At 71.5% G+C, this 21,877-nt stretch carries 20 protein-coding genes; 12 read left to right on the top strand and 8 right to left on the bottom strand.

The features are described from left to right. Positions 1 to 108: 108 nt before the first annotated feature. The gene (locus AZE13_RS15065; RefSeq protein WP_258527798.1) at positions 109 to 2,508 is read right to left on the bottom strand and encodes a DEAD/DEAH box helicase; all 2,400 of its coding nucleotides are present in this window, start codon (positions 2,506 to 2,508) and stop codon (positions 109 to 111) included. Between the two features lie 162 nt (positions 2,509 to 2,670). On the opposite strand from AZE13_RS15065, the gene bldG reads away from it, so the two are divergent. From bldG to AZE13_RS15035, 7 genes are all read left to right on the top strand, one after another. Then, positions 2,671 to 3,012 (top strand): anti-sigma factor antagonist BldG, encoded by a 342-nt coding sequence (gene bldG / locus AZE13_RS15060; protein WP_066931187.1) that lies wholly within the window; start codon positions 2,671 to 2,673, stop codon positions 3,010 to 3,012. Between the two features lie 107 nt (positions 3,013 to 3,119). After that, a complete protein-coding gene (locus tag AZE13_RS15055; RefSeq protein ID WP_066931185.1) occupies positions 3,120 to 3,566 on the top strand; it encodes an ATP-binding protein in 447 nt (148 codons plus the stop codon). 260 nt (positions 3,567 to 3,826) lie between these two features. Beyond that, positions 3,827 to 4,642: a phosphatase gene (locus AZE13_RS15050; RefSeq protein ID WP_066931449.1), complete on the top strand. Its 816-nt coding sequence runs from the start codon at positions 3,827 to 3,829 to the stop codon at positions 4,640 to 4,642. A 128-nt stretch (positions 4,643 to 4,770) separates the two neighbouring features. Further along, on the top strand, positions 4,771 to 4,980 hold the full coding sequence (locus AZE13_RS15045) for a helix-turn-helix domain-containing protein (protein ID WP_014144137.1): 210 nt from the start codon (positions 4,771 to 4,773) through the stop codon (positions 4,978 to 4,980). Between the two features lie 132 nt (positions 4,981 to 5,112). Then, positions 5,113 to 5,211: a 30S ribosomal protein bS22 gene (locus AZE13_RS34030; protein WP_003948845.1), complete on the top strand. Its 99-nt coding sequence runs from the start codon at positions 5,113 to 5,115 to the stop codon at positions 5,209 to 5,211. A gap of 253 nt (positions 5,212 to 5,464) precedes the next feature. After that, entirely contained in the window at positions 5,465 to 6,514 is a 1,050-nt protein-coding gene (locus tag AZE13_RS15040; protein WP_066931183.1) for an NAD-dependent epimerase/dehydratase family protein, read from the top strand. A 14-nt stretch (positions 6,515 to 6,528) separates the two neighbouring features. Next, positions 6,529 to 7,521 (top strand): lysophospholipid acyltransferase family protein, encoded by a 993-nt coding sequence (locus AZE13_RS15035; protein ID WP_066931181.1) that lies wholly within the window; start codon positions 6,529 to 6,531, stop codon positions 7,519 to 7,521. 105 nt (positions 7,522 to 7,626) lie between these two features. On the opposite strand, the gene AZE13_RS15030 is transcribed toward AZE13_RS15035, so the two are convergent. The 4 genes from AZE13_RS15030 to AZE13_RS15015 form a co-directional block, all read right to left on the bottom strand. Then, positions 7,627 to 8,820, bottom strand: a complete 1,194-nt coding sequence (locus tag AZE13_RS15030) for a DUF5667 domain-containing protein (RefSeq protein WP_066931179.1) — start codon at positions 8,818 to 8,820, stop codon at positions 7,627 to 7,629. A gap of 294 nt (positions 8,821 to 9,114) precedes the next feature. Then, on the bottom strand, positions 9,115 to 9,897 hold the full coding sequence (locus AZE13_RS15025) for an ECF subfamily RNA polymerase sigma factor, BldN family (RefSeq protein ID WP_066931177.1): 783 nt from the start codon (positions 9,895 to 9,897) through the stop codon (positions 9,115 to 9,117). A gap of 550 nt (positions 9,898 to 10,447) precedes the next feature. Next, entirely contained in the window at positions 10,448 to 11,425 is a 978-nt protein-coding gene (locus AZE13_RS15020; protein ID WP_066931175.1) for an HAD family hydrolase, read from the bottom strand. 133 nt (positions 11,426 to 11,558) lie between these two features. Next, on the bottom strand, positions 11,559 to 11,837 hold the full coding sequence (locus AZE13_RS15015; protein ID WP_066931447.1) for a glutaredoxin family protein: 279 nt from the start codon (positions 11,835 to 11,837) through the stop codon (positions 11,559 to 11,561). A 367-nt stretch (positions 11,838 to 12,204) separates the two neighbouring features. On the opposite strand from AZE13_RS15015, the gene AZE13_RS15010 reads away from it, so the two are divergent. From AZE13_RS15010 to AZE13_RS14995, 4 genes are read left to right on the top strand one after another with little or no spacing between them, the layout of a single operon-like run. Continuing rightward, the gene (locus tag AZE13_RS15010) at positions 12,205 to 13,023 is read left to right on the top strand and encodes a redox-sensing transcriptional repressor Rex (protein ID WP_066931173.1); all 819 of its coding nucleotides are present in this window, start codon (positions 12,205 to 12,207) and stop codon (positions 13,021 to 13,023) included. Continuing rightward, positions 13,020 to 14,414 (top strand): glutamyl-tRNA reductase, encoded by a 1,395-nt coding sequence (locus AZE13_RS15005; RefSeq protein ID WP_066931171.1) that lies wholly within the window; start codon positions 13,020 to 13,022, stop codon positions 14,412 to 14,414. The genes AZE13_RS15010 and AZE13_RS15005 overlap by 4 nt, the downstream gene beginning before the upstream one ends. Then, the gene (gene hemC, locus AZE13_RS15000; RefSeq protein WP_066931169.1) at positions 14,411 to 15,391 is read left to right on the top strand and encodes a hydroxymethylbilane synthase; all 981 of its coding nucleotides are present in this window, start codon (positions 14,411 to 14,413) and stop codon (positions 15,389 to 15,391) included. Before AZE13_RS15005 ends, hemC begins: the two co-directional genes overlap by 4 nt. Then, positions 15,388 to 17,040: a uroporphyrinogen-III synthase gene (locus AZE13_RS14995; RefSeq protein WP_066931167.1), complete on the top strand. Its 1,653-nt coding sequence runs from the start codon at positions 15,388 to 15,390 to the stop codon at positions 17,038 to 17,040. Before hemC ends, AZE13_RS14995 begins: the two co-directional genes overlap by 4 nt. 114 nt (positions 17,041 to 17,154) lie before the next feature. On the opposite strand, the gene AZE13_RS14990 is transcribed toward AZE13_RS14995, so the two are convergent. Continuing rightward, positions 17,155 to 17,718: a YbaK/EbsC family protein gene (locus tag AZE13_RS14990; protein ID WP_066931445.1), complete on the bottom strand. Its 564-nt coding sequence runs from the start codon at positions 17,716 to 17,718 to the stop codon at positions 17,155 to 17,157. Positions 17,719 to 17,822: 104 nt separating this feature from the next. Next, entirely contained in the window at positions 17,823 to 18,710 is an 888-nt protein-coding gene (locus AZE13_RS14985; protein WP_066931165.1) for an MBL fold metallo-hydrolase, read from the bottom strand. 291 nt (positions 18,711 to 19,001) lie between these two features. Here AZE13_RS14985 and hemB point away from each other — a divergent pair, with 291 nt between their 5' ends. Next, positions 19,002 to 19,991: a porphobilinogen synthase gene (gene hemB, locus AZE13_RS14980; protein ID WP_066931163.1), complete on the top strand. Its 990-nt coding sequence runs from the start codon at positions 19,002 to 19,004 to the stop codon at positions 19,989 to 19,991. A gap of 73 nt (positions 19,992 to 20,064) precedes the next feature. On the opposite strand, the gene argS is transcribed toward hemB, so the two are convergent. Then, positions 20,065 to 21,822 (bottom strand): arginine--tRNA ligase, encoded by a 1,758-nt coding sequence (gene argS, locus AZE13_RS14975; protein ID WP_066931161.1) that lies wholly within the window; start codon positions 21,820 to 21,822, stop codon positions 20,065 to 20,067. Positions 21,823 to 21,877: the final 55 nt, after the last annotated feature.

Below are 21,877 nucleotides of genomic sequence, written 5' to 3'. Positions count from 1 at the left end.
TCCGTGGAGGCGGGCGGCCGTCCGTTCGTGGCGCGGCTCAGGGCACGGGCGGGCCCGCCCAGCGCCCCCGCTCCCACCTCGCGGCCGGGCCTGGGGCCGGCTGCCTCGTCAGGTGCCCGGGGAGGCCGGAGTTCCCTCCGGGCCCCCGGCCTCCCCGGGGATTCCCCGGAGGAGTTCGGCCAGCAAGCGGATGGCCCCGCGCTTGTGCAGCGGGTCGTTGCCGTTGCCGCACTTGGGGGACTGGATGCAGGAAGGGCACCCCGCCTCGCACTCGCAGGAGGCGATGGCGTCCCGGGTGGCGGTGAGCCAGTCGGCGGCCGTGTGGAAGGCCCGCTCGGCGAAGCCCGCGCCGCCCGGGTGGCCGTCGTAGACGAAAACGGTCGGCAGCAGGGTGTCCGGATGGAGGGGGACGGAGACGCCCCCGATGTCCCAGCGGTCGCAGGTGGCGAAGAGCGGCAGCATGCCGATGGAGGCGTGCTCCGCGGCGTGCAGCGCACCGCCCAGCTGCTGGGGACCGACCCGGGCGGCGTCGAGCTGGTCCTCGGTGACCGTCCACCACACCGCGCGGGTGCGCAGCGTACGGGGCGGCAGGTCGAGCTTGGTCTCGCCCAGGACCTCGCCGGTGATGAGTTTGCGGCGAAGGAAGGAGACGACTTGATTGGTGACTTCGACGGACCCGAAGCAGAGCCGGGCATCGCCCCAGGGAATCTCGGTGTCGGTCTCCAGGATGGCGATGGCGGTGGTGTCCCGGGCGGTCGTGGAGTATGGCGGACTGGCCTCCTCGACGAGGGCGACATCGTCCTCCAGATCGAGGCGCTGGACGACATAGGTGCGGCCCTGGTGGAGGTGGACCGCGCCGTCGTGGACGGTGGTGTGCGCGGCCGCGGCGTCCACCGTGCCCAGCAGGCGTCCGGTGCCGGTCTCCACGACCTGCACGGGGGAGCCGCCCTGGCCACGGATATCGGTGAGGTCGGCGGCCCGCTCGCGGCGGGTCCAGTGCCAGGCCCTGGCGCGTCGGCGCAGCAGACCGGACGCCTCCAGCTGCGGCATCAGTCCGGCGCTCGCCTGCCCGAAGAGCGGGAAGTCGGCCTCCGTCAGCGGGAGTTCGGCGGCCGCGGCGCACAGGTGCGGGGCGAGGACATAGGGGTTGTCGGGGTCGAGCACCGTCGATTCGACGGGCTGGTCGAAGAGGGCCTCGGGATGGTGGACGAGGTAGGTGTCCAGCGGGTCGTCGCGGGCCACGAGCACGGCGAGGGCGCCCTGCCCGGAGCGTCCCGCACGGCCGGCCTGCTGCCACAGGGACGCGCGGGTCCCCGGATAGCCCGCCATGACCACGGCGTCGAGACCGGAGACGTCCACTCCCAGCTCCAGCGCGGTGGTGGCGGCCAGGCCGAGCAGATCGCCGCTGTGCAGGGCGCGTTCCAGGGCGCGGCGCTCCTCGGGGAGGTAGCCACCGCGGTACGCGGCGACGCGGCCGGGAAGCGAACGGTCGACCTCCGCCAGCCGCTCCTGCGCGATCAGGGCGATCAGCTCGGCACCGCGCCGGGAGCGGACGAAGGCGACGGTGCGGACACCCTGGACGGCGAGGTCGGTGAGCAGATCGGCGCTCTCCGCCGTGGCGGTACGGCGGACCGGGGCGCCCCGCTCACCGTGGAGTTCGGTCAGCGGCGGCTCCCACAGCGCGAAGACCAACTCGCCGCGCGGCGAGGTGTCCTCCGTGATCTCCGCCACGGGCAGTCCGATGAGCCGGGTCGCGGCACGGGCCGGCTCCGCGGCCGTGGCGGAGGCCAGCAGGAAGACCGGCTCGGAGCCGTACCGCGCGCAGATCCGGCGCAGCCGCCGGACGACCTGGGCGACGTGGGAGCCGAAGACCCCGCGGTAGGTGTGGCACTCGTCGATCACGACGTAGCGCAGCGCCCGCAGGAAGGAGGACCAACGGGGGTGCGACGGCAGGATGCCGCGGTGCAGCATGTCGGGGTTGGTCAGGACGTAGTTGGCGTACTGGCGGACCCACTCGCGCTCCTCGACGGGGGTGTCACCGTCGTACACCGCGGGCCGGATCGCCGTGCCCAGCGGGGCGGCCAGCTCACGTACGGCGCGCCGCTGGTCGGCCGCCAGCGCCTTCGTGGGGGCCAGGTACAGAGCCGTGGCCCCCCGTCCGTTGGGCGCCTCGGAGCCGTCCAGGAGCGTGGAGAGGACCGGCGCGAGGTACGCCAGGGACTTGCCCGAGGCGGTGCCGGTGGCGACGACCACCGACTCGCCGCGCAGCGCGTGTTCGGACGTCCGTGCCTGGTGAGTCCACGGACGGTCGATTCCGGTCGAACGGATGGCGTCGATCACTTCCGGCCGGATCCGTTCCGGCCAGGCGGCATGGCTGCCGATGCGCGGGGGCAAGTGCTCCGTATGAGTGATGCGCGCAGCGCGGGTCGCGCCCCGGGCGAGACGTTCGAGAATCATGCCTGGGGCAGGACGTGCGCCCGCATCCGGCGGGAGTCGATTGGAGGCCATCGGCACCGAGTGTGTCACCGGAGTGACGGACAATGCTCAAAGGGCGTCGTGCACGCCTGCCGGTAAGTGATTGAATGCCATGGCGGCTGCCAGATCCGCCCCTACCTTCGGTGGGGAGGCCCCAGGGGGGCGACCGCTCGATAGCAAGGTGCTGGAGGATCCGTGGACCTGTCCCTGTCGACCCGGACCGTCGGCGACCGTACGGTCGTCGAGGTCGGTGGCGAGATTGATGTATACACCGCGCCCAAGCTGCGGGAGCAGCTGGTCGAGCTTGTGAACGACGGAAGCTACCACCTCGTGGTGGACATGGAACGTGTCGACTTCCTGGACTCCACCGGGCTCGGCGTGCTGGTCGGCGGGCTCAAGCGGGTGCGTGCCCATGAGGGCTCGCTGCGCCTGGTCTGCAACCAGGAGCGCATTCTCAAGATCTTCCGTATCACCGGTCTGACCAAGGTGTTCCCGATTCACACCTCGGTCGAGGAAGCCGTCAACGCCACTGACTGACGGTTCACCGGTCCCCCGCGCCGTCGGCGCGGGGGAGGAAGCAGCGGGGGGTCCCGGACGGGTGTCCGGCCCCCTGCGCCGCACGCCCGCATATCGAGGGGGATGGCATGGCCACCGTCGAACTGCGCTTCAGCGCCCTTCCCGAACACGTCCGCACCGCGCGACTGGTCGCGGCTGCCGTGGCACGGCGCGCGGGGGTGGACGAGGCCGTGCTGGACGAGGTGCGGCTCGCCGTGGGCGAGGCCTGCAGCCGGGCCGTAGGGCTGCATGAGAGCCATGACATCGCGGACCCGGTACGGGTCGTGCTGATCGAGGACGAGAAGAAGTTCTCGATCGAGGTGGGCGACGGGGTGCCCGGCGGATCCGGTACGGCCGGCGCGCGCGGCGCCGCCGTGACCGACGAGAGCCCGGCGGAGGGCGAGCCCGAGGGCGAGGACGAGATGGGCCTCGCGGTCATCAGCGGACTGGTCGACGACGTCGAGGTGACCTCCGACGAGGAGGGCGGGATGATCCGCATGACCTGGCCGACGACAACCGCCGTGGTCGTCTCCTAGGGCCTGCCCGATGGGTCCGCGTGGGCCCGCGGCGACCCATCGGACAGGACCTGGCAGCCTCTGTCTCCCGTACTGGTCGTCACTGCCGGCCTCCTGGACGCGCTGTGCCCCTGGCAGGCCACGTTCGCCCTGGCGCGACGCCCGGCACGCCCCCGACGCGCTTCGTGCGGCTCGGGCGGGGGATGGCGCGCGCTCCACGGATGTGTGACTTCCCGCTGGTTGGGGGTCTGTGCGGGCGTTAACCGGTCAGCATGGGGGGTGTGTTGGGGACCGGGGAGCTGCGGGCGCATCTGATCCAGGAGGGGCTCGCGGGGGTGATCGCGACCACGCGGGAGAAGAGCCTGGGGCGTTACCGGCTCTTCGCAGCGCGCGATCCGCGGGTGTTGATGGGGCTGGATCCCGAACGGGACTGGCCGCTGGGGGAAGTACTGCGGCTGATGGGGCAGAAGTGCGGGGTGCTGGACGATCCGGCGCACACTTCGGGCCTGGACATGATTGATCCGGAGCGTACGATCGCCGCGCTTGACCGGTTCGCTGAGCGCATCCGCGCGGCGGCCGAGCGGCGGACGCCGGTGCTGCTCGGTACGGGGCATCCGCACCGGCTGCTGGGCTTCTACGCCGCACTCGCAGACGCTCTCTCGTCGGCGGGCTGCCCCGTCCTCACCCCGGCGTATGGCGCCCGTGTCGACATAGCGACCCGGTTCGGCGTACGTACCCGGATCCTCGGCTACGTACGGGGAGTCGCGCTGATGCGAGAAACCGGCGTGCGGGGCGCGTCCGGAGTGGGGGGCGTACACACCCATTCCCCGCTTCCTGTGCGGACCGCTCTCGGGGCCGCGGCGGACATCCGAGGGCCCCTGCCGGGACTGGTGATCGGGGACCACGGCTGGGTCTGCGGAGCAGGTCAGCTGGGTATTGAGGCGATCGGGCTGGCCGATACGGACGATCCGGCGCTGTTCGTCGGGCAGGCCGAGGGGCGGGTGTCCGAGGTGGTGCCGCTCGATGACTCCGCGCGGGCGGCGTCCTATCGGCCGCTGGCCCGTTATGTGATTAATCAGGCGCGTCTGTCCGGATAAGCGGCTGTTCGCTGCTCCTCTTCCCCACTCGCATCACGCGCCCCTAATCTGGGGAGTGAGCGCATGGCGACGAAGAGTCACCGGAGGGGAAGCCGGTGTCCGTCTGATGCGGAAGGTGCAGGTGTGGCATGGCTGCAGACCAGAGGCCTCTGAACGAGGTCGTGTTCCTGACAGTGGCGGAAGTCGCCACGGTGATGCGTGTGTCCAAGATGACCGTGTACCGCCTGGTGCACAGCGGTCATCTGCCCGCTATTCGCGTGGGGAGGTCTTTCCGGGTTCCGGAGCAGGCGGTCCACGACTACCTGCGGGAGTCCTATGTGGGGGTGGAATCGGCCTGACGCTCAGCCTGACGGGTCTCTTCGCGACCCTCGGATTACGCCGTTCGTCCGGCGCCGGGTAGGCTGACCCGCTGTAGGTAGTGTGGGCTCGGACGCCCCGCACCGAGTAATCGAAGTGAGCGAGGGTTAGTCGTGGGCTCTGTTATCAAGAAGCGGCGCAAGCGGATGGCCAAGAAGAAGCACCGCAAGCTGCTCAAGCGCACCCGTGTCCAGCGTCGTAACAAGAAGTAAGCACTGAAGCAGCGACGCTGATCGCGATTTCGCAGCCCCCATCGCCATGGTGCGATTGGGGGCTGCGGCGCGTTGTGGGCCGTATGGACGGCGGTCGGGCGGAAATGTGGCCGAGGGCATCCTGTGGTCATCACCCGGCAACACCGACCCGATAGCGTGGCGTGCACAGCTGGGCCAGGGTGTGTCTCCCCGATGCGTGCGGTATGTCGGGACAGGCCCCGGGAAAAGTCGCGGCGGGAAGGTAGGGCTGATCTTGGGCAAGGTCGTGCTCGTCACGGGAGTCGCACGACAGCTGGGCGGGCGGCTGGTGCGCCGGATCCAGCGCGATCCCGATGTCGACCGGGTGATCGGGGTGGACGCCGTGCCGCCGGAGCACCATCTGGGCGGCGCGGAATTCCTCAGAGCCGACATCCGGCACCCGGCGATCGCCAGAGTCCTGGCCGAGACGGGCGTCGACACCGTCATCCACATGGACATCAACGGCACGCCGCTGGGCAAGCGCGGCGGCCGCGCCTGGGTGAAGGAAACCAACGTCATCGGGACGATGCAGCTGCTGGGCGCCTGCCAGAAAGCCCCCCATGTGCAGCGCGTGGTGATCAAGTCCAGCACCAGCGTCTACGGCTCGGCGCCCCGCGACCCCGCCGTCTTCACCGAGACCACCACACCGAAGTCACTGCCCAGCGGTGGCTTCGCCAAGGACATCGTCGAGGTCGAGGGGTATGTACGCGGCTTCGCCCGGCGCCGGCCGGATGTGGCGGTGTGCATCCTGCGGTTCGCCAACATCCTGGGGCCGTGCGCGGATTCCCCGCTCGCCGAGTACTTCTCGCTGCCCGTGCTGCCCACCGTCCTCGGCTACGACCCGCGGTTGCAGTTCGTCCACGAGGACGACGCCATCGACGTCCTGCGGATCGCCGCCGCCGCGCCGCGCCGCGGCACGCTCAACAGCGGCACGTTCAACATCGCCGGTGACGGCGTCCTGCTGCTGTCGCAGACCTCCCGGCGGCTGGGGCGGCCCACCCTGCCGCTGTTCCTGCCGACCGTGACCTGGGCCGGTACGGCGCTGCGGTCGGTCGGCATCACGGACTTCTCGCCGGAACAGATCCGGCTGCTCACACACGGCAGGGTGGTCGAGACGACACAGATGCGCGAGACACTGGGGTTCCACCCGAAGTACACGACGGCGGAGACCTTCGCGGAATTCGCCCGCAGCCGCGGACCCGGGCTGCTGCCGCCCGCGTCCCTCGCCCGCACCGTCGACCGGCTCGCCGGCGTGCTGCCCGCACGCGGTGCCCTGACCCAGTGAGGAGTTCACCCACGATGGCGGATGCCAAGGTCATTCCCTTCGGCGAGGAGCCCCGGGCACGCAGGAAGGCCCGGCGGGCCGGGCGCGCGGCGGGCGGTACGGCGCTGGTGCCCGTACCGGAGGCACGGACCGAGCACCCGCCGGCGGCCCCTGCGCCGACGGGCCCGCGGTCCCTGGAGGAGCGGATCGCTGGCGGGCTGGCGTTTCTGCGGCGGCGGATCACCGGCGACTACGAGGTCGACGACTTCGGCTACGACGAGGAGCTCACCGACCAGGTCCTGATGTCGCTGCTGCGGCCGGTGTACGAGAAGTACTTCCGGGTCGAGGTCAAGGGCATCGAGAACATCCCCGCGGACGGCGGGGCGCTGATCGTCGCCAACCACTCCGGCACACTGCCGCTGGACGGCCTGATGCTCCAGGTCGCGGTGCACGACCACCATCCGGCGCAGCGCCATCTGCGGCTGCTGGCGGCCGATTTGGTGTTCGTCCTGCCGGGGATAAACGAGCTGGCGCGCAAGGCCGGGCACACCCTCGCCTGCGCGGAGGACGCCCAGCGGCTGCTGGAGCGCGGAGAGATCGTCGGGGTGATGCCGGAGGGCTTCAAGGGCATCGGCAAGCCCTTCGCGGACCGCTACAAGCTGCAGCGCTTCGGGCGGGGCGGCTTTGTGTCGACGGCGCTGAAGGCCGGGGTGCCGATCGTGCCGTGCTCGATCGTGGGCGCGGAGGAGATCTACCCGATGATCGGGAACGCCAAGACGGTGGCGCGGGTGCTGGGGCTGCCGTACTTCCCGGTCACCCCGACGTTCCCGTGGCTGGGGCTGCTGGGTGTGGTGCCGCTGCCGACGAAGTGGACGATCCAGTTCGGCGAGCCGATCCCGACGGACGGCTATCCGATGGAGGCCGCGGACGATCCGATGCTGATGTTCAACCTGACCGACCAGGTCCGGGAAACGATTCAGCACACGCTGTACAAGCTGCTCGTCCAGCGGCGCTCGGTGTTCTTCTGACCGCGCGCCGCCCCGGGCGGGGCTGCCGCGTCCCCTGACAGCTGAAACTGAAAGGTGCTGCCCCTCCGGGAACGTTTCCGGAGGGGCAGCACCTTTCAGCTGACGCTACTTCTGGGAGTCCTCGCCGTTGATGCCCAGCGGCGGGAGCAGGCCCGGGATCAGCGGCGGGAGGGTGACCTCGGGCCGGACGGCGTCCCGGCCGTGGCCGTCCTTGTGCGGGGCGGGGCTGCCGGCCCTGGAGGGCGGTTCGAGCAGACCACCCGTGCCGCCGCCGAGCAGACCGCCGTCCTGGGAGGGCGAGGCCGAGGGGCGGGGGGCGTGCGCGCCACCGGAGTGCTTGCCGGAAGGGCCGTGGGTGCCGGCCGGTGCCGGCCGGCCGTGGGAGCCGGATCCGGTGCCCGAGGAGGCCGGGGTGTCGCGGGGCCGGTGCTTCTCGCCCGGGGCCGACGGGAGCATCGAGCGGAGCGGGCCGACCTCGTCGTCCATGGCGTCGAAGACCGACGTGACCTCGTTACGGACGTCCGTGAGCTGCACCGGGAGCTTCTCGCGCAGCTGCGACCAGGTGCGGCGGTGGGACTTGGTGAAGGAGTGCAGCGCCTGGATGGGGCCGAGCGAACCGTCCCGCTGGTACGCCTTGTGCAGCAGGCGGTGGCCCTCGCCCGCGTTCCGGGTGACGTCGGCGAGCGCCTTGCGGATCTGGCCGAGCGCCTCGTGGTCGCGCCGGGGGCCGTCCATCAGGCGGTGGGCCTCCTGCATCCGGGTGGAGGCCTGGTCGAGCAGGAGCCGGCCGCGCTCGGTGTCGTCGTCGCCAGCCAGGTCGAGCATGAGGTCCTCCATGCCCCGCTTGAGGCCGTAGAGGGAGTCCCCGGGGAGGGCGTCGGAGCTGGCCGCGGCGACACCGCTGAAGGCGCCGGCGGCGACGCCGACCGTCAGCCCGCCCGCGGCGAGCCCCTTGGAGAGGCGGGAGCGCGGCCGCAGACGGCCGAGCGGCGCCGTGGCGCGGTGCGCTCCTTTGCGTGTGCGCTGATCGGGCGCCCCGGTGCCGTCGGAAGCGCCTTCGGCGAAGGCGGACTCCATCGCGGCGAGGAGCTGGGCGCGCTGGACAGTCTTGACCTCGGCTGCCATCTCCGGCCTCGGGAGCCTCCCGAGGCCGTCGGCGACCGCCAACAGCCGTGCTTCGCCCGGCGCCTGCGCCGGATTGTCGACCTGGTCCTCGGCCGCCGCGCCCTCGAGGACCTGCTCCTCCAGGGCCTGGGCGAAGGCGTTGGCCCGCCGGTGCACGGAGACATTTGTGATCACGGGCGGCACCTCCTCTCGTCATCCCGCTCGGCTCCCCGGACTGGCATTGACTATCCAGACGGGCCGGACGCTGCACGCCGGTCGTGCGCAACCACTCGATCGAGTGAGCGGCGGCGGGCACGGCGTGACCGCATGGAGCCTGCATCCCGCACAACGAGCGGCGCGGCACTCGGGTTACGCACTCACGATGATCTGACCGATCGGGCATGGCCGGTCACCGGGCGTGCGGAAACCGAGGCGCACGGAACGGCCGGGGAGGGCGGCGTACGGGGCAGGGGCGAGGGGCGGGGCCGGTCAGCGGGCGTCTTCGGGAAGCAGGCGCGCCAGGGTGCGGACGGCGCGGTACTGGAGGGTCTTGATCGCGCCCTCGTTCTTGCCCATGACGCGGGCGGTCTCGGCGACCGAGAGGCCCTGCAGAAAGCGCAGCGTGACGCATTCCTGCTGTTGGGGGTTGAGCTTGCGTACCGCCTCCAACAGGGCGGCATTGGAGAGGGATTCGAGGACCGAGTCCTCGGGGCTGCGCTCGACCTCGTTGGCGTCGAGCATCTCTCCGGTGGTGACTTCCAGGCGGAAGCGCGAGGACTTGAAGTGATCGGCGACGAGGTTACGGGCGATGGTCACCAGCCAGGCGCCGAAGTCACGGCCCTGCCAGGTGAAGGTGCCGATGCGGCGCAGGGCGCGCAGGAAGGTCTCGCTGGTGAGGTCCTCGGCCGTGGCGCGGCCGCCCACGCGGTAGTAGATGTAGCGGTAGACCGTGTCGGCGTACTGGTCGTAGAGGCGGCCGAACGCTTCGGCCTCCCCGGCCTGGGCGCGTTCGACGAGGTCCATCATGCGCCGGCTGTCGCTGTCGGCGGGGCGCCGGGCGGTCGCCGTACCGCCGGAACGGCGGGCTCGGCCGGCGGCCTTGCCGACCGTGGCGCTCCCGTCGGCCAGGGCGTAGCAGGGTCCGGCGGCGGGGACGGATGAGGTGAATGCGGGGACGGCGTACGCGGTGGGGACGAAACTGCGCAGGTGGTCGACGAGCGTCGTACGCAGCGTAGCCAGGCCCGAGGCGTCAACCCCGACGTGTGGGTACACGGGACTCCCAGAGGCAGAGCTTCCATCACGTGCAGTGCGGGACCGTTCACTCGTCGTAGGGACGTGTGGGTTCCGGATTGCGTCTGAGGAGAATAACGCTTCGTATAGGCAGCGCTACACCCAGTTGCTCAAATCACCGATTACTTACGGTCCGTGCCAGGTTGGTGGCAGATCAAGTATCGAATGCCGAGCAACAATTGACCGGAAGGCGACGCAATCTGCCTGGTTGGAGGGCGTGTTGTGGCTGACCGTCAGCAATGGGACTGACGGGGCGGCGGGGTGGGTAGAGAGTGCGGATGGCTCGTCGCGCCGTCCGGCGATCAGTCCTGGTCACGGGCACCGGCCGGCGAGCCCGTCAGCGGTCCCGTCGGCAGTCATGCCGGCAGTCATGTCGGCGGCCGCGGAAGCGGTCACGGGAAGCGGCCCCGGGAAAGCGGTCCTGGGGCGGGATCGGTCAACGGACCGGCCAGCGGGTCGGCCCAGCGGGTCGGCCCATGGATCGGCCCCGGGCGGCTGGCGGCGGCCCGGGGCGGCTGGCGGGTGGCCCGGGTCAGCGGCGGCGGCGCTGGAGTGCGACCGCGGCCGCGGCGCCGCCGGCGAGGGCGCCCACCCCGGCCGCCGCCGGGATGCCGATCCTGGCCGCCTTGCGGCCGGTGCGGTAGTCGCGCAGCCGCCAGCCGTTCTCCCGGGCGTGCTTGCGCAGCCGGCTGTCGGGGTTGATGGCGTACGGGTGCCCGACGAGTGAGAGCATCGGGATGTCGTTCGCCGAGTCGCTGTACGCGGCGCAGTGGGAGAGGTCCAGCCCCTCGGCGGCCGCCAGCGCGCGGACCGCCTCGGCCTTGGCCGGGCCGTGCAGCGGCTCGCCCACCAGCTTGCCCGTGTAGACGCCCCCGACGGACTCCGCGACGGTGCCCAGCGCGCCGGTCAGGCCGAGCCGGCGGGCGATGATCGTCGCGGTCTCCACGGGGGCCGCGGTCACCAGCCAGACCTTCTGGCCGGCGTCGAGGTGGGCCTGCGCGAGCGCACGGGTGCCGGGCCAGATGCGCTCGGCCATGTACTCGTCGTAGATCTCCTCGCCGATGGACATCAGCTCCGAGACCCGGTGGCCCTGCACGATGGACAGGGCGCTGTTGCGGGCGTCCGCGACGTGCTCGGGGTTCTCCGAGCCCACCACCCGGAAGTAGATCTGCTGCCAGATGAAGCGGGCCAGTTCGCGCTTGTGGAAGAAGTGGCGCTTGTACAGGCCACGGCCGAAGTGGAACAGGGACGCGCCCTGCATGACCGTGTTGTCGAGGTCGAAGAAGGCGGCGGCGGTGGTGTCCCCGGGGACCGGGAACTCGGGCTCGGCCGGGGGCTGCTCGGCGGACCGGGCCGCCTCGGCCTCCTGCGAGGACTTGCGGGCGGCCTCGGCCGCGGCCTCCCCGGCCAGTACGCTGCGGGCGGTGGCGGGGCGTCGGCGGCGGGGGAGCCGGCCCAGGTCGAAGAGTGCCGCGGAGGGCAGCCATCCGGATCGGCGAGCAGGCGACATGAAGCTAGCGTAGCCAGTTTGTTCGGTGCTTCCGGTTACGGGCGCGTGTCATGCGGGCCTGGGACCGCGGACGGTTGTATTACGGCCACCTCTCCGGGCCGGTGGGCCGGTGTCAGGCACCCGGTGCCAGGCCTCAGGCACCCAGTGCCTGGCGGAGTCGCCGGGGGTCGACGCGCCAGAAGTCGTGCTGGGCGCCGTCGATCAGGACGACCGGAATCTGTTCCCAGTACTTGCGGTGCAGCTCGGCGTCCTCGGTGATGTCCTTCTTCTCCCAGGACGCGCCCGTCTCGGCACACACCTTCTCGATCACGTCCTGGGCGGCGTCGCACAGGTGGCAGCCCGGCTTGCCGACGAGGGTGACCATCCGGTCGGCGGGCCGGGGGCGGGGGCTGCGGCTGAACAAGGGGGCCATGGCGTCCATTGTGCCCGGTCGTGGCGGGGTCTCCGCGGGCCGCCGGGGTGGCGTTCCGCGGGGCGGAGGCCGCTTACCATCGATGGGCGATTTGTTGATTTCCGGGGCATATCCGGGGCGTATCGGTGAGAGGTGAGGGGCTGTGCTCCCGTCGGCGTCACCGTGTTTCACCAGTGGCGTGAGTGAACGGTGTGACGTGGGAGTTGGTTCCATCGGGGCCCGTAAAGGCCGCGTGAGCCCCATCACTTTGGCCGGACAAACCGGACACCATCTTTGTGCACGCGTTCACAAAGACATAGCCTGCAGTGGACAGGGCGGTCGGGTTCCAGACGGGCGCCCGCAGCCCCGCTCTACCCGCAGGAGCACCGTGGCAACTGGCCGAACACACCGACCGGCGACCCGAAGCCGAGGGATTCCCGAGGCCACCGTCGCCCGGCTTCCGCTGTATCTGCGCGCGCTGACCGCGCTCTCCGAGCGTTCGGTCCCCACGGTCTCCTCCGAGGAGCTCGCCGCCGCGGCGGGAGTCAACTCCGCGAAGCTGCGCAAGGACTTCTCCTACCTCGGCTCCTACGGGACCCGCGGCGTCGGCTACGACGTGGAGTACCTCGTCTACCAGATCTCCCGCGAGCTGGGCCTGACCCAGGACTGGCCGGTCGTCATCGTCGGTATCGGTAACCTCGGCGCCGCGCTCGCCAACTACGGCGGCTTCGCCTCCCGCGGGTTCCGGGTCGCCGCGCTGATCGACGCCGATCCGGCCATGGCGGGCAAGCCGGTCGCCGGTATTGCCGTCCAGCACACCGACGAGCTGGAAGACATCATCCAGAGCAACGGTGTCTCGATCGGCGTCATCGCCACGCCCGCCGGTGCCGCCCAGCAGGTCTGCGACCGCCTGGTCGCCGCCGGTGTCACCTCGATCCTCAACTTCGCGCCGACCGTACTGACCGTCCCCGACGGGGTGGACGTACGGAAGGTCGACCTGTCGATAGAGCTCCAGATCCTCGCCTTCCACGAGCAGCGCAAGGCCGGCGAGGAGACCGCGCCCGGGGCCGGCGCTCCGGCCGCCGCGGCCGGCCGCGCCGCCGCCGTCGCGGCGGCCGAATCCGCCGCCCTCACCGGCGAGTCCGCCGCCATCACGGGCGACCGCAAGGGACCTGACGGGGATGTGCCCGCCGTGATGCCGGCATGAGTCTCCTTGTTGTCGGACTGAGCCATCGCAGCGCGCCGGTGAGCGTGCTGGAGCGGGCCGCGCTCGCCCCCGAGGCGCGCGGCAAGCTGCTGCGGGACGCGGTGTCGGCCGCGCCGGTCACCGAGTCCGCGGTGCTCTCCACCTGCAACCGCATCGAGCTCTACGCCGACGTGGACAAGTTCCACGCCGGTGTCGCCGAGCTGTCCACCCTGCTGGCCCGGCACTGCGGCGTCGGCCTGGAGGAGCTCACCCCCTACCTCTACGTCCACTACGAGGACCGCGCCGTCCACCACCTCTTCTCGGTGGCCTGCGGCCTGGACTCGATGGTCGTCGGCGAGGGCCAGATCCTCGGCCAGATCAAGGACGCGCTGGCCGTCGCCCAGGAAGTGCACACCGCGGGCCGGCTGCTGAACGACCTGTTCCAGCAGGCCCTCCGGGTCGGCAAGCGCGCCCACAGCGAGACCGGTATCGACAAGGCCGGCCAGTCGCTGGTCACCTTCGGCCTCGAGCAGCTCGCGGCCGGCCAGGACGTGGCGGCCTGGGCGCACGGCAAGCGGGCGCTGGTCATCGGCGCCGGCTCGATGTCGTCGCTGTCCGCCACCACCCTCGTCCGCAACGGCATCGGTGAGCTGGCGGTCGCCAACCGCACCGTCGAGCGGGCCGAGCGGCTCGTCCAGCTCCTCACCGAGCCGGGCGGGCCAGGTGCCGTCAACAAGCTGCGCGCCCGCGCCGCGGCCATGAGCTGTATCGAGCACGAGCTGGCGGTCGCCGACATCGTGATCTCCTGCACGGGAGCGACCGGGCTGCTGCTGACCAGCAGCATGATCGAAGCCGCGGTCCGCGGCCGTGAGAGCGCTCTGTACCTGCTCGACCTCGCGATGCCCCGCGACATCGACGCCGCGGTGCACCGGATCGAGGGCGCGCACCTCGTCGACATCGAGTCGCTGGCCGACGCGTCCGCAACGGCGTCCGATCAGCCGACTCCGTCGGCGGGGCCGATGGCGGCCGACGTGGACAAGGTGCGCGGCATCGTCTCCGACGAGGTCGCCGCCTTCGGCGCCGCCCAGCGCGCCGCGCACATCACCCCCACCGTGGTCGCCCTGCGCACCATGGCCGCCGACGTCGTCACCAGCGAGATCGCCCGGCTCGACGGCCGCCTCCCGGACCTGGACGACAAGCAGCGCGCCGAGATCACCCAGACCGTGCGCCGCGTCGTCGACAAGCTCCTGCACGCACCCACCGTGCGGGTCAAGCAGCTCGCCAGCGAGCCCGGCGGCGCCGGCTACGCGGACGCGCTGCGGGAACTCTTCGACCTCGACCCTCAGACGGTCGCTGCCGTCAGCCGTGCCGACACGCCCGGCGGCAGCCACGAAGCACGGGAGCGGTCATGAACGACAGCACCACCACCGCCACAGCGCTGCGGCTCGGCACCCGGCGCAGCGCGCTCGCCATGGCCCAGTCCGGGCAGGTCGCCGACGCGGTCCGCGAGCTGACCGGCCGTCCCGTCGAGCTGGTGGAGATCACCACGTACGGTGACACCTCCCGCGAGCACCTCGCGCAGATCGGCGGCACCGGCGTCTTCGTCTCCGCGCTGCGCGACGCGCTGCTCGCCGGGGACATCGATTTCGCCGTCCACTCCCTCAAGGACCTGCCCACCGGGCAGCCCGAGGACCTCGCCCTGGCCGCGATCCCCGTACGGGAAGACCCCCGTGACGCGCTGATCGCCCGGGACGGGCTCACCTTCGCGCAGCTGCCCGACGGCGCCCGCGTGGGCACCGGCTCCCCGAGGCGGATGGCGCAGCTCAACGCCTGGGCCCGGTCCCTGGGCCGGCGGATCGAGTGCGTCCCGATACGCGGGAACATCGACACCCGCATCGGTTTCGTCGCGAAGGGTGAACTGGACGCGGTGGTCCTGGCCGCCGCCGGACTCACCCGGATCGGCCGGATCGACGAGGCGACCGAACTGCTGTCGCCCGACGTGGTTTTGCCCGCCCCCGGCCAGGGGGCACTGGCGATCGAGTGCGCTGCCGCGAACGCAGACCTCGTCGCCACGCTCGCCGAGCTCGACGACCCGGGTACCCGGGCCGCCGTGACCGCCGAGCGTTCCCTGCTCGCCGCCCTGGAGGCCGGCTGCTCCGCACCCGTGGGAGCGCTGGCCGATCTGGCCGGTGAACAGGCTGTCACCGAATTGCACCTGCGCGGTGTCGTCGGCACGACCGACGGCAGCACGCTGGTGCAGCTGTCCACCACCGGGCACGTACCCGCCTCTCCCGACGATGTGTCGGTCCCGCAGCAGCTGGGCCGGGAACTCGCCGCCGAGATGCTCGCCAAGGGTGCGGCCGGTCTTATGGGGGAGCGAGCACTTTGAACCCCACCGCCCCGAACCACTCCGCCTCCGGCCAGGTCACCTTCCTCGGTGCCGGGCCGGGAGACCCGGGCCTGCTGACGCTGCGTGCGGTGGAGGCGCTGGCCTCCGCGGACGTACTGATCGCCGACCCGCAGGTGCTGGACGTCGTGCGTGTGCACGCGCGCGCACAGGTGGACACACCGCTGCAGGCGTCAGCTGACGAGGCGTCAATCCCCGCCGACGTCCCTTCCCTTAGGGACACCGCCAATCTTGTCATGGCGGCCGCCCGCGCGGGCAAGCGGGTCGTCCGTGCCGTCTCCGGTGATCCCGGTCTGGACGGCAACGTCGCCGAGGAGATGCTGGCCTGCGCGGCCGAAGGCATCGTCTTCGAGGTCGTCCCCGGTATCGCGGCCGCCGTCGGCGTGCCCGCCTACGCCGGGGTCCCGCTGCGCGACGCACAGGGCACCGACGTCCGCTTCGTCGACGCCCGCAGCGCCGACGACCGCTGCTGGTCCGAGCTGGGCAGCAGCGACGCCACCGCCGTGGTCTCCACCACCCTCGACGCGGTGGCCGCGGCCGCCGGTGAGCTGGTGTCCGCCGGCCGCAAGCCCGACACCCCGCTCACCGTCACCGTCGCCGGGACCACCACCCGCCAGCGCACCTGGACCGCGACCCTCGGCTCGGTCGCCCAGGTGCTCAAGGCCGCCAAGGTGCTGCCCTCGCCGGACGGCGGCCAGCCGGTCATAGCCGTGGTCGGTGAGCGCGGCGCCGCCGAGCAGCGCGACCGCCTGTCGTGGTTCGAGTCCAAGCCGCTGTTCGGCTGGAAGGTCCTCGTACCGCGTACGAAGGAGCAGGCCAAGTCGCTCTCCGACCAGCTGGAGTCCTACGGCGCGGTGCCGCACGAGGTGCCGACCATCGCCGTCGAACCGCCGCGCACCCCGCAGCAGATGGAGCGCGCCGTCAAGGGCCTGGTCACCGGCCGCTACGAGTGGATCGCCTTCACGTCGGTCAACGCCGTCAAGGCCGTCCGCGAGAAGTTCGAGGAGTACGGCCTCGACGCCCGCGCCTTCGCCGGCATCAAGGTCGCGGCCGTCGGCGAGCAGACCGCCAAGGCCCTGATCGCCTTCGGCGTCAAGCCCGACCTGGTCCCGAGCGGCGAGCAGTCCGCGGCCGGCCTCCTGGAGGACTGGCCGCCGTACGACCCGGTCTTCGACCCCATCGACCGGGTCTTCCTCCCGCGCGCCGACATCGCCACCGAGACCCTGGTGGCGGGCCTGATCGAGCTCGGCTGGGAGGTCGACGACGTCACCGCCTACCGCACCGTGCGCGCCTCGCCCCCGCCGGCCGAGACCCGCGAGGCCATCAAGGGCGGCGGCTTCGACGCGGTCCTGTTCACCTCGTCCTCGACGGTCCGGAACCTGGTCGGCATCGCCGGCAAGCCGCACAACGTCACCGTGATCGCCTGTATCGGCCCGGCCACCGCCAAGACGGCCGAGGAGCACGGGCTGCGCGTGGACGTCATGTCCCCCGAGCCCTCGGTGCACAAGCTGGCCGAGGCGCTCGCGGACTTCGGCGCGAAGCGCCGGGACACCGCCCTGGAGGCGGGCGACCCGGTGACCCGCCCGAGCGAACGGCGCCCGGGGGCACGCCGGCGGCGGGCCACTCCGTAGCAGCCGCTCGGCAGACCGCTCAGAAGGGGTGTCCCGGTTCCCGGGGCGCCCCTTCCGCGTGTTGTCCTCCCTGCGCAAGGCGCGCCCGTTCCCTTCGTATCCCGTCGTACGGCCTCAGCCGGCCAGCCCCGGAACGACCTCGGCGTGCGGAAGCCGGGCCAGGAAACGGCCGGGAAGGATCACCTTGCCCCGGCGCCGGCCGCTTCCGACGAGCACGTGCGGGGCCGCGGCCACGGCTTCGTCGACCAGGACGGGCCAGTGGCCGGGCAGCCCCAGCGGGGAGATCCCGCCGTACTCCATCGCCGTCTCGGCGACGGCGGTGTCCATCGGCGCGAAGGAGGCCTTACGGGCACCGAGGTGCTTGCGGACCGTCCTGTTGACGTCGACCCGGGTGGTCGCCAGTGCCACGCACGCCGCGAAGGTCACCTCCTGGCCCCGCTTGGCGGCGATCACCACACAGTTCGCGGAGGCGTCCGGCGGTACGTCGTAGGCCGCGCAGAAGACGGCGGTGTCGGCCTTCTCCGGATCGGTGTCGACGACCAGCACCGACTCCACCGGCTCGGGCCCCTCCCACGCGCGCAGAGCCTCGGCCGTGGACACCGCCAGCAGCTCCGGGCGGTCGACGGCCGGCCAGGCCTCGTCGAAGCGGCCGAACGGTGCGGTGACGGGAGAGTTGATCACCAGGGCATCGTAGTCACCGGCGGTCGTGATGCGGGGTCCGTCACCGCTTCATATGCGCCATCTTGCCGCGCCGGGGCGGTGGCGCCCGCTCGGTCGGGCCGCTACCAGCGCAGCGCGCTGAAGTCGACGGGGCGGGGCCGGAGTTCGCGGGTACGCGCCGTCAGCCGCCGCAGCCGCCGGGCCATGTCGTCGGCGGGCAGGTGCCGGCGGTCGCCGTGGCCCGGCAGCAGCCACTCGAAGCGCAGCCGGTCGGCGGTCCGGGCCAGGGAGGCGGCCAGCTCCTCGATGGAGTACCAGGTGACACTGTCGGCCACCTCGATGTCCGCTGTCGTACGCGACCAGTAGAAGCTGTCGCCGCTGAAGCAGTACCGCTCGTCCGCGAGGAAGAGCACGCTGCCTCGCGTGTGCCCGGGGAGGGGGAAGGCGATCACCCCTTCGGCGATCTCCACCGGATCGGTGCCGCGCAGCACACGGTCGGCGTCCGGGGCGGCGTCGAGGTCGCCCTCGTGGATCCACAACCGGGCCCCGAAGCGGTCGGCGTAGCGGCGGCCGTGCGCGGCGTGGTCGCGGTGGGTGAGCAGGACATCGGTGACGGGGCCCGGCGCCTCGTAGCGCTGGGCCAGCGAAGCGCTCCAGCGCGGCGTGTCCACCATCATCGTGCTGCCATCAGGGCGGCGCAGCAGGTAGGAGTTGGCCCCCGCGGTGTGGGGGGAGTTGTGTCCGCACAGCTGCACGACGTCGTCCAGGGCCATCGGAAAGGGATCCGATGCCGCGTCCAGCCGCCCGTCCGGAGGACGGACCGACCGGGTGGGACAGGCGTGTGCGGCGGCGTGGAACTGCCGGATCTCGCTGCGGCCGCGCGGCTGGCGCAGGACGACCGAGCGGCCGTCGGCCTCACCGATCAGGCCGGGGGCGAGCTGCCGGGCGACGTCGCAGTTCGTGCACCGCTCATCCACATACCAGCCGTGCGCAGACCGTTCATCGGTCATGACCCGCTCCCCTCGGTGCGCTGCGGCCGCCGGCCGGCCGCTCCTTCTCCAGGGGTATCCCGTCCCGTGCGGATAAAGGAAGAGTGTCCGGATCTTGTACTTGCGGCAGCCCGCTGCTCTGACGAGGGCTGTTCATCACCCTTTGGGTGTAATGTCGCTTCCTGGTGCCGCCGGTACTCGCCGGCGCTCGCCGCTACCCGTCGATACCCGCCGATACCCGCCGGGGCGCTGCCGCGACTGCCGACGCGACGTCGGCAAAGGCGGGGGCGCGGCGGGCGTAGCGTGGGTGGCATGACGAAGTACGGAAGCTTTCCCGGGGCGCGGCCACGGCGGCTGCGTACCACCCCCGCCATGCGGCGGATGGTCGCCGAGCACCGTCTGCACCCGGCCGACCTGATCCTCCCCGCGTTCGTACGGGAGGGCATCGGCGAGCCGGTGCCGATCAACGCCATGCCGGGCGTCGTCCAGCACACCCGCGACACGCTGCGGAAGGCCGCCGCGGAGGCGGTCGAGGCGGGCGTCGCCGGGATCATGCTCTTCGGCGTCCCCGAGGACGCGAAGAAGGACGCGCTGGGCACCGCCGGCACCGACCCGGACGGCATCCTCCAGCAGGCCATCCGCGATGTGAAGGCCGAGGTCGGCGACGATCTCGTCGTGATGTCGGACCTGTGCCTGGACGAGTACACCGACCACGGCCACTGCGGTGTGCTCGATGCCGACGGGCGGGTGGACAACGACGCGACGCTGGAGCGCTACGCCGAGATGGCGCAGGTCCAGGCCGATGCGGGCGTCCATGTCGTCGGCCCCAGCGGCATGATGGACGGTCAGGTCGGCGTCATCCGCGACGCGTTGGACCAGACCGGCCACGAGGACGTCTCGATCCTCGCCTACACCGCGAAGTATTCGTCCGCGTTCTACGGCCCGTTCCGGGAGGCGGTCGGCTCGTCGCTGAAGGGCGACCGCAAGACGTACCAGCAGGACCCGTCCAACCTGCGGGAATCCCTGCGGGAGCTGGCCCTCGACCTGGACGAGGGCGCCGACATGGTGATGGTCAAGCCGGCGCTGCCCTACCTGGACGTGCTGGCGGAGATCGCGGCCGACGTGGACGTACCCGTCGCCGCGTACCAGATCTCCGGTGAGTACGCGATGATCGAGGCTGCCGCGGAGAAGGGCTGGATCGACCGGGACAGGGCGATCCTGGAGACCCTGACCGGCATCAAGCGGGCCGGCGCGCACATGATCCTGACGTACTGGGCGACGGAGGTGGCGCGTCGGCTCTGACGCCCGCCCCGCCCGTACCCGCAAGGCCGGTCCGCTCCACCGCAGTTGAGCGAACCGGCCTTGTGCGTGTCGCCTACAGGCGCTCGGGCGTCCTGATGCCCAGGAGTGCCATGCCCTGGTGCAGCGTGCGGGCCGTCACGTCGCACAGGAAGAGGCGGTTCTCGACCTGGGCCGGGGTCTCGGCCTTCAGGACCGGGCACTGGTCGTAGAACGACGTGTACAGCGACGCCAGCTGGTACAGGTACGCGGCCAGCTTGTGCGGTGCGTACTCCGCGGCCGCCTCGAAGACCGTGTCGCCGAACGCGTCCACGTGCAGGCCCAGTGCCCGCTCCGCGGTGGCCAGGCCCAGCTCCGGGTGCGCGACCGGCTTGGTGTCACCGGCCTTGCGCAGGATCGACTGGATACGGGCGTACGCGTACTGGAGGTAGACGGACGTGTCGCCGTTGAGCGACACCATCTGGTCCAGGTCGAACTTGTAGTCGCGGTTCGGCGACGTCGACAGGTCCGCGTACTTCACCGCGCCGATGCCGACCTGCGCGGACCGCTCCTGGATCTCGTCCTCGGTGAGGTCCCGCGCCTTCTCGCGCACCACCTCGGCGGCCCGCTGCACCGCCTCGTCGAGGAGGTCCTCCAGGCGGACTGTCTCGCCCGCACGCGTCTTGAACGGCTTGCCGTCCGCGCCGAGCACCGTGCCGTAGCCCATGTTGTGCGCGGTGACGTCGTCGTTCAGCCAGCCCATCCGGCGGGCCGCCTCGAAGACCATCCGGAAGTGCAGCGACTGCCGCACGTCGACGACGTACAGGAGCGTCGTCGCCTGGAGGCCGAGGACGCGGTTGCGGATCGCGGAGAGGTCGGAGGCCGCGTAGCCGAAGCCGCCGTCCGCCTTCTGCACGATGAGCGGCACCGGCTGGTCGTCCTTGCCGCGGATGTCGTCGAAGAAGACGACCAGCGCGCCCTCGGAGCGCACCGCGACACCGGACTCCTCCAGGAGCCGCGCCGTCTCCGCCATCATGTCGTTGTACGCGGACTCGCCGACGATCTCGTCGTCGCGGATCTCCATGTCCAGCTTCTCGAAGACCGAGTAGAAGTAGACCTTCGACTCGTCCACGAACCGCTGCCACAGGTCGAGGGTCTCCTTGTCGCCGGACTGCAGGGCGACGACCCGCTTCCGCGCCCGCTCCTTGAACGCCTCGTCGGCGTCGAAGACCGCGCGCGACGCCTTGTAGACGCGGTTCAGGTTGCTCATCGCCTGCTCGCCGTCGACGTCGGCCGCCGGGGCCAGCTCGCCGGGGTTCTCGATCAGGTACTGGATGAGCATGCCGAACTGGGTGCCCCAGTCGCCGATGTGGTGCCGGCCGATCGTCCGCTCGCCGGTGAAGTCGAGCATGTGGCGCAGGGCGTCGCCGATGACCGCCGAGCGCAGGTGGCCGACGTGCATCTCCTTCGCCACGTTCGGCTGGGCGTAGTCGATGACCGTGACGCCCGGCTTCGCCTTCCGCGGCACGCCGAGGCGGTCGCCGTCGGCGGCGCGGGCGGCGAGCGCCTCGGTGATCGCCTGGTCGGTGACCGTGATGTTCAGGAAGCCGGGGCCGGAGACCTCGACGTCGGCGAGCAGCTCACCGCCCGCGATCTCCCCGACGACCTGGGTGGCCAGCTCCCGCGGGTTGCCCTTGAGCTTCTTCGCCAGCGCCAGCAGCCCGTTGGCCTGGAAATCCGCCCGGTCGCTACGTCGCAGCAGCGGGTCCGCGGCGCCGGCCTCCGGCAGGGCTGCCGAGAGGGCGTCCGCGACGCGCTGATTGACCGTGGCTGCGAGGGAAGGGACCGAGGCCATGAAGCTGCGCTCTCTTCTAGACGAAGGTGTCTTTGGAGGGAAAGGGTTTGCCAAG

The organism is Streptomyces sp. NBRC 110611 (assembly GCF_001590865.1).
Taxonomy (GTDB): Bacteria; Actinomycetota; Actinomycetes; order Streptomycetales; family Streptomycetaceae; genus Streptomyces.
This window is presented reverse-complemented; position numbering and strand designations above follow the sequence as displayed.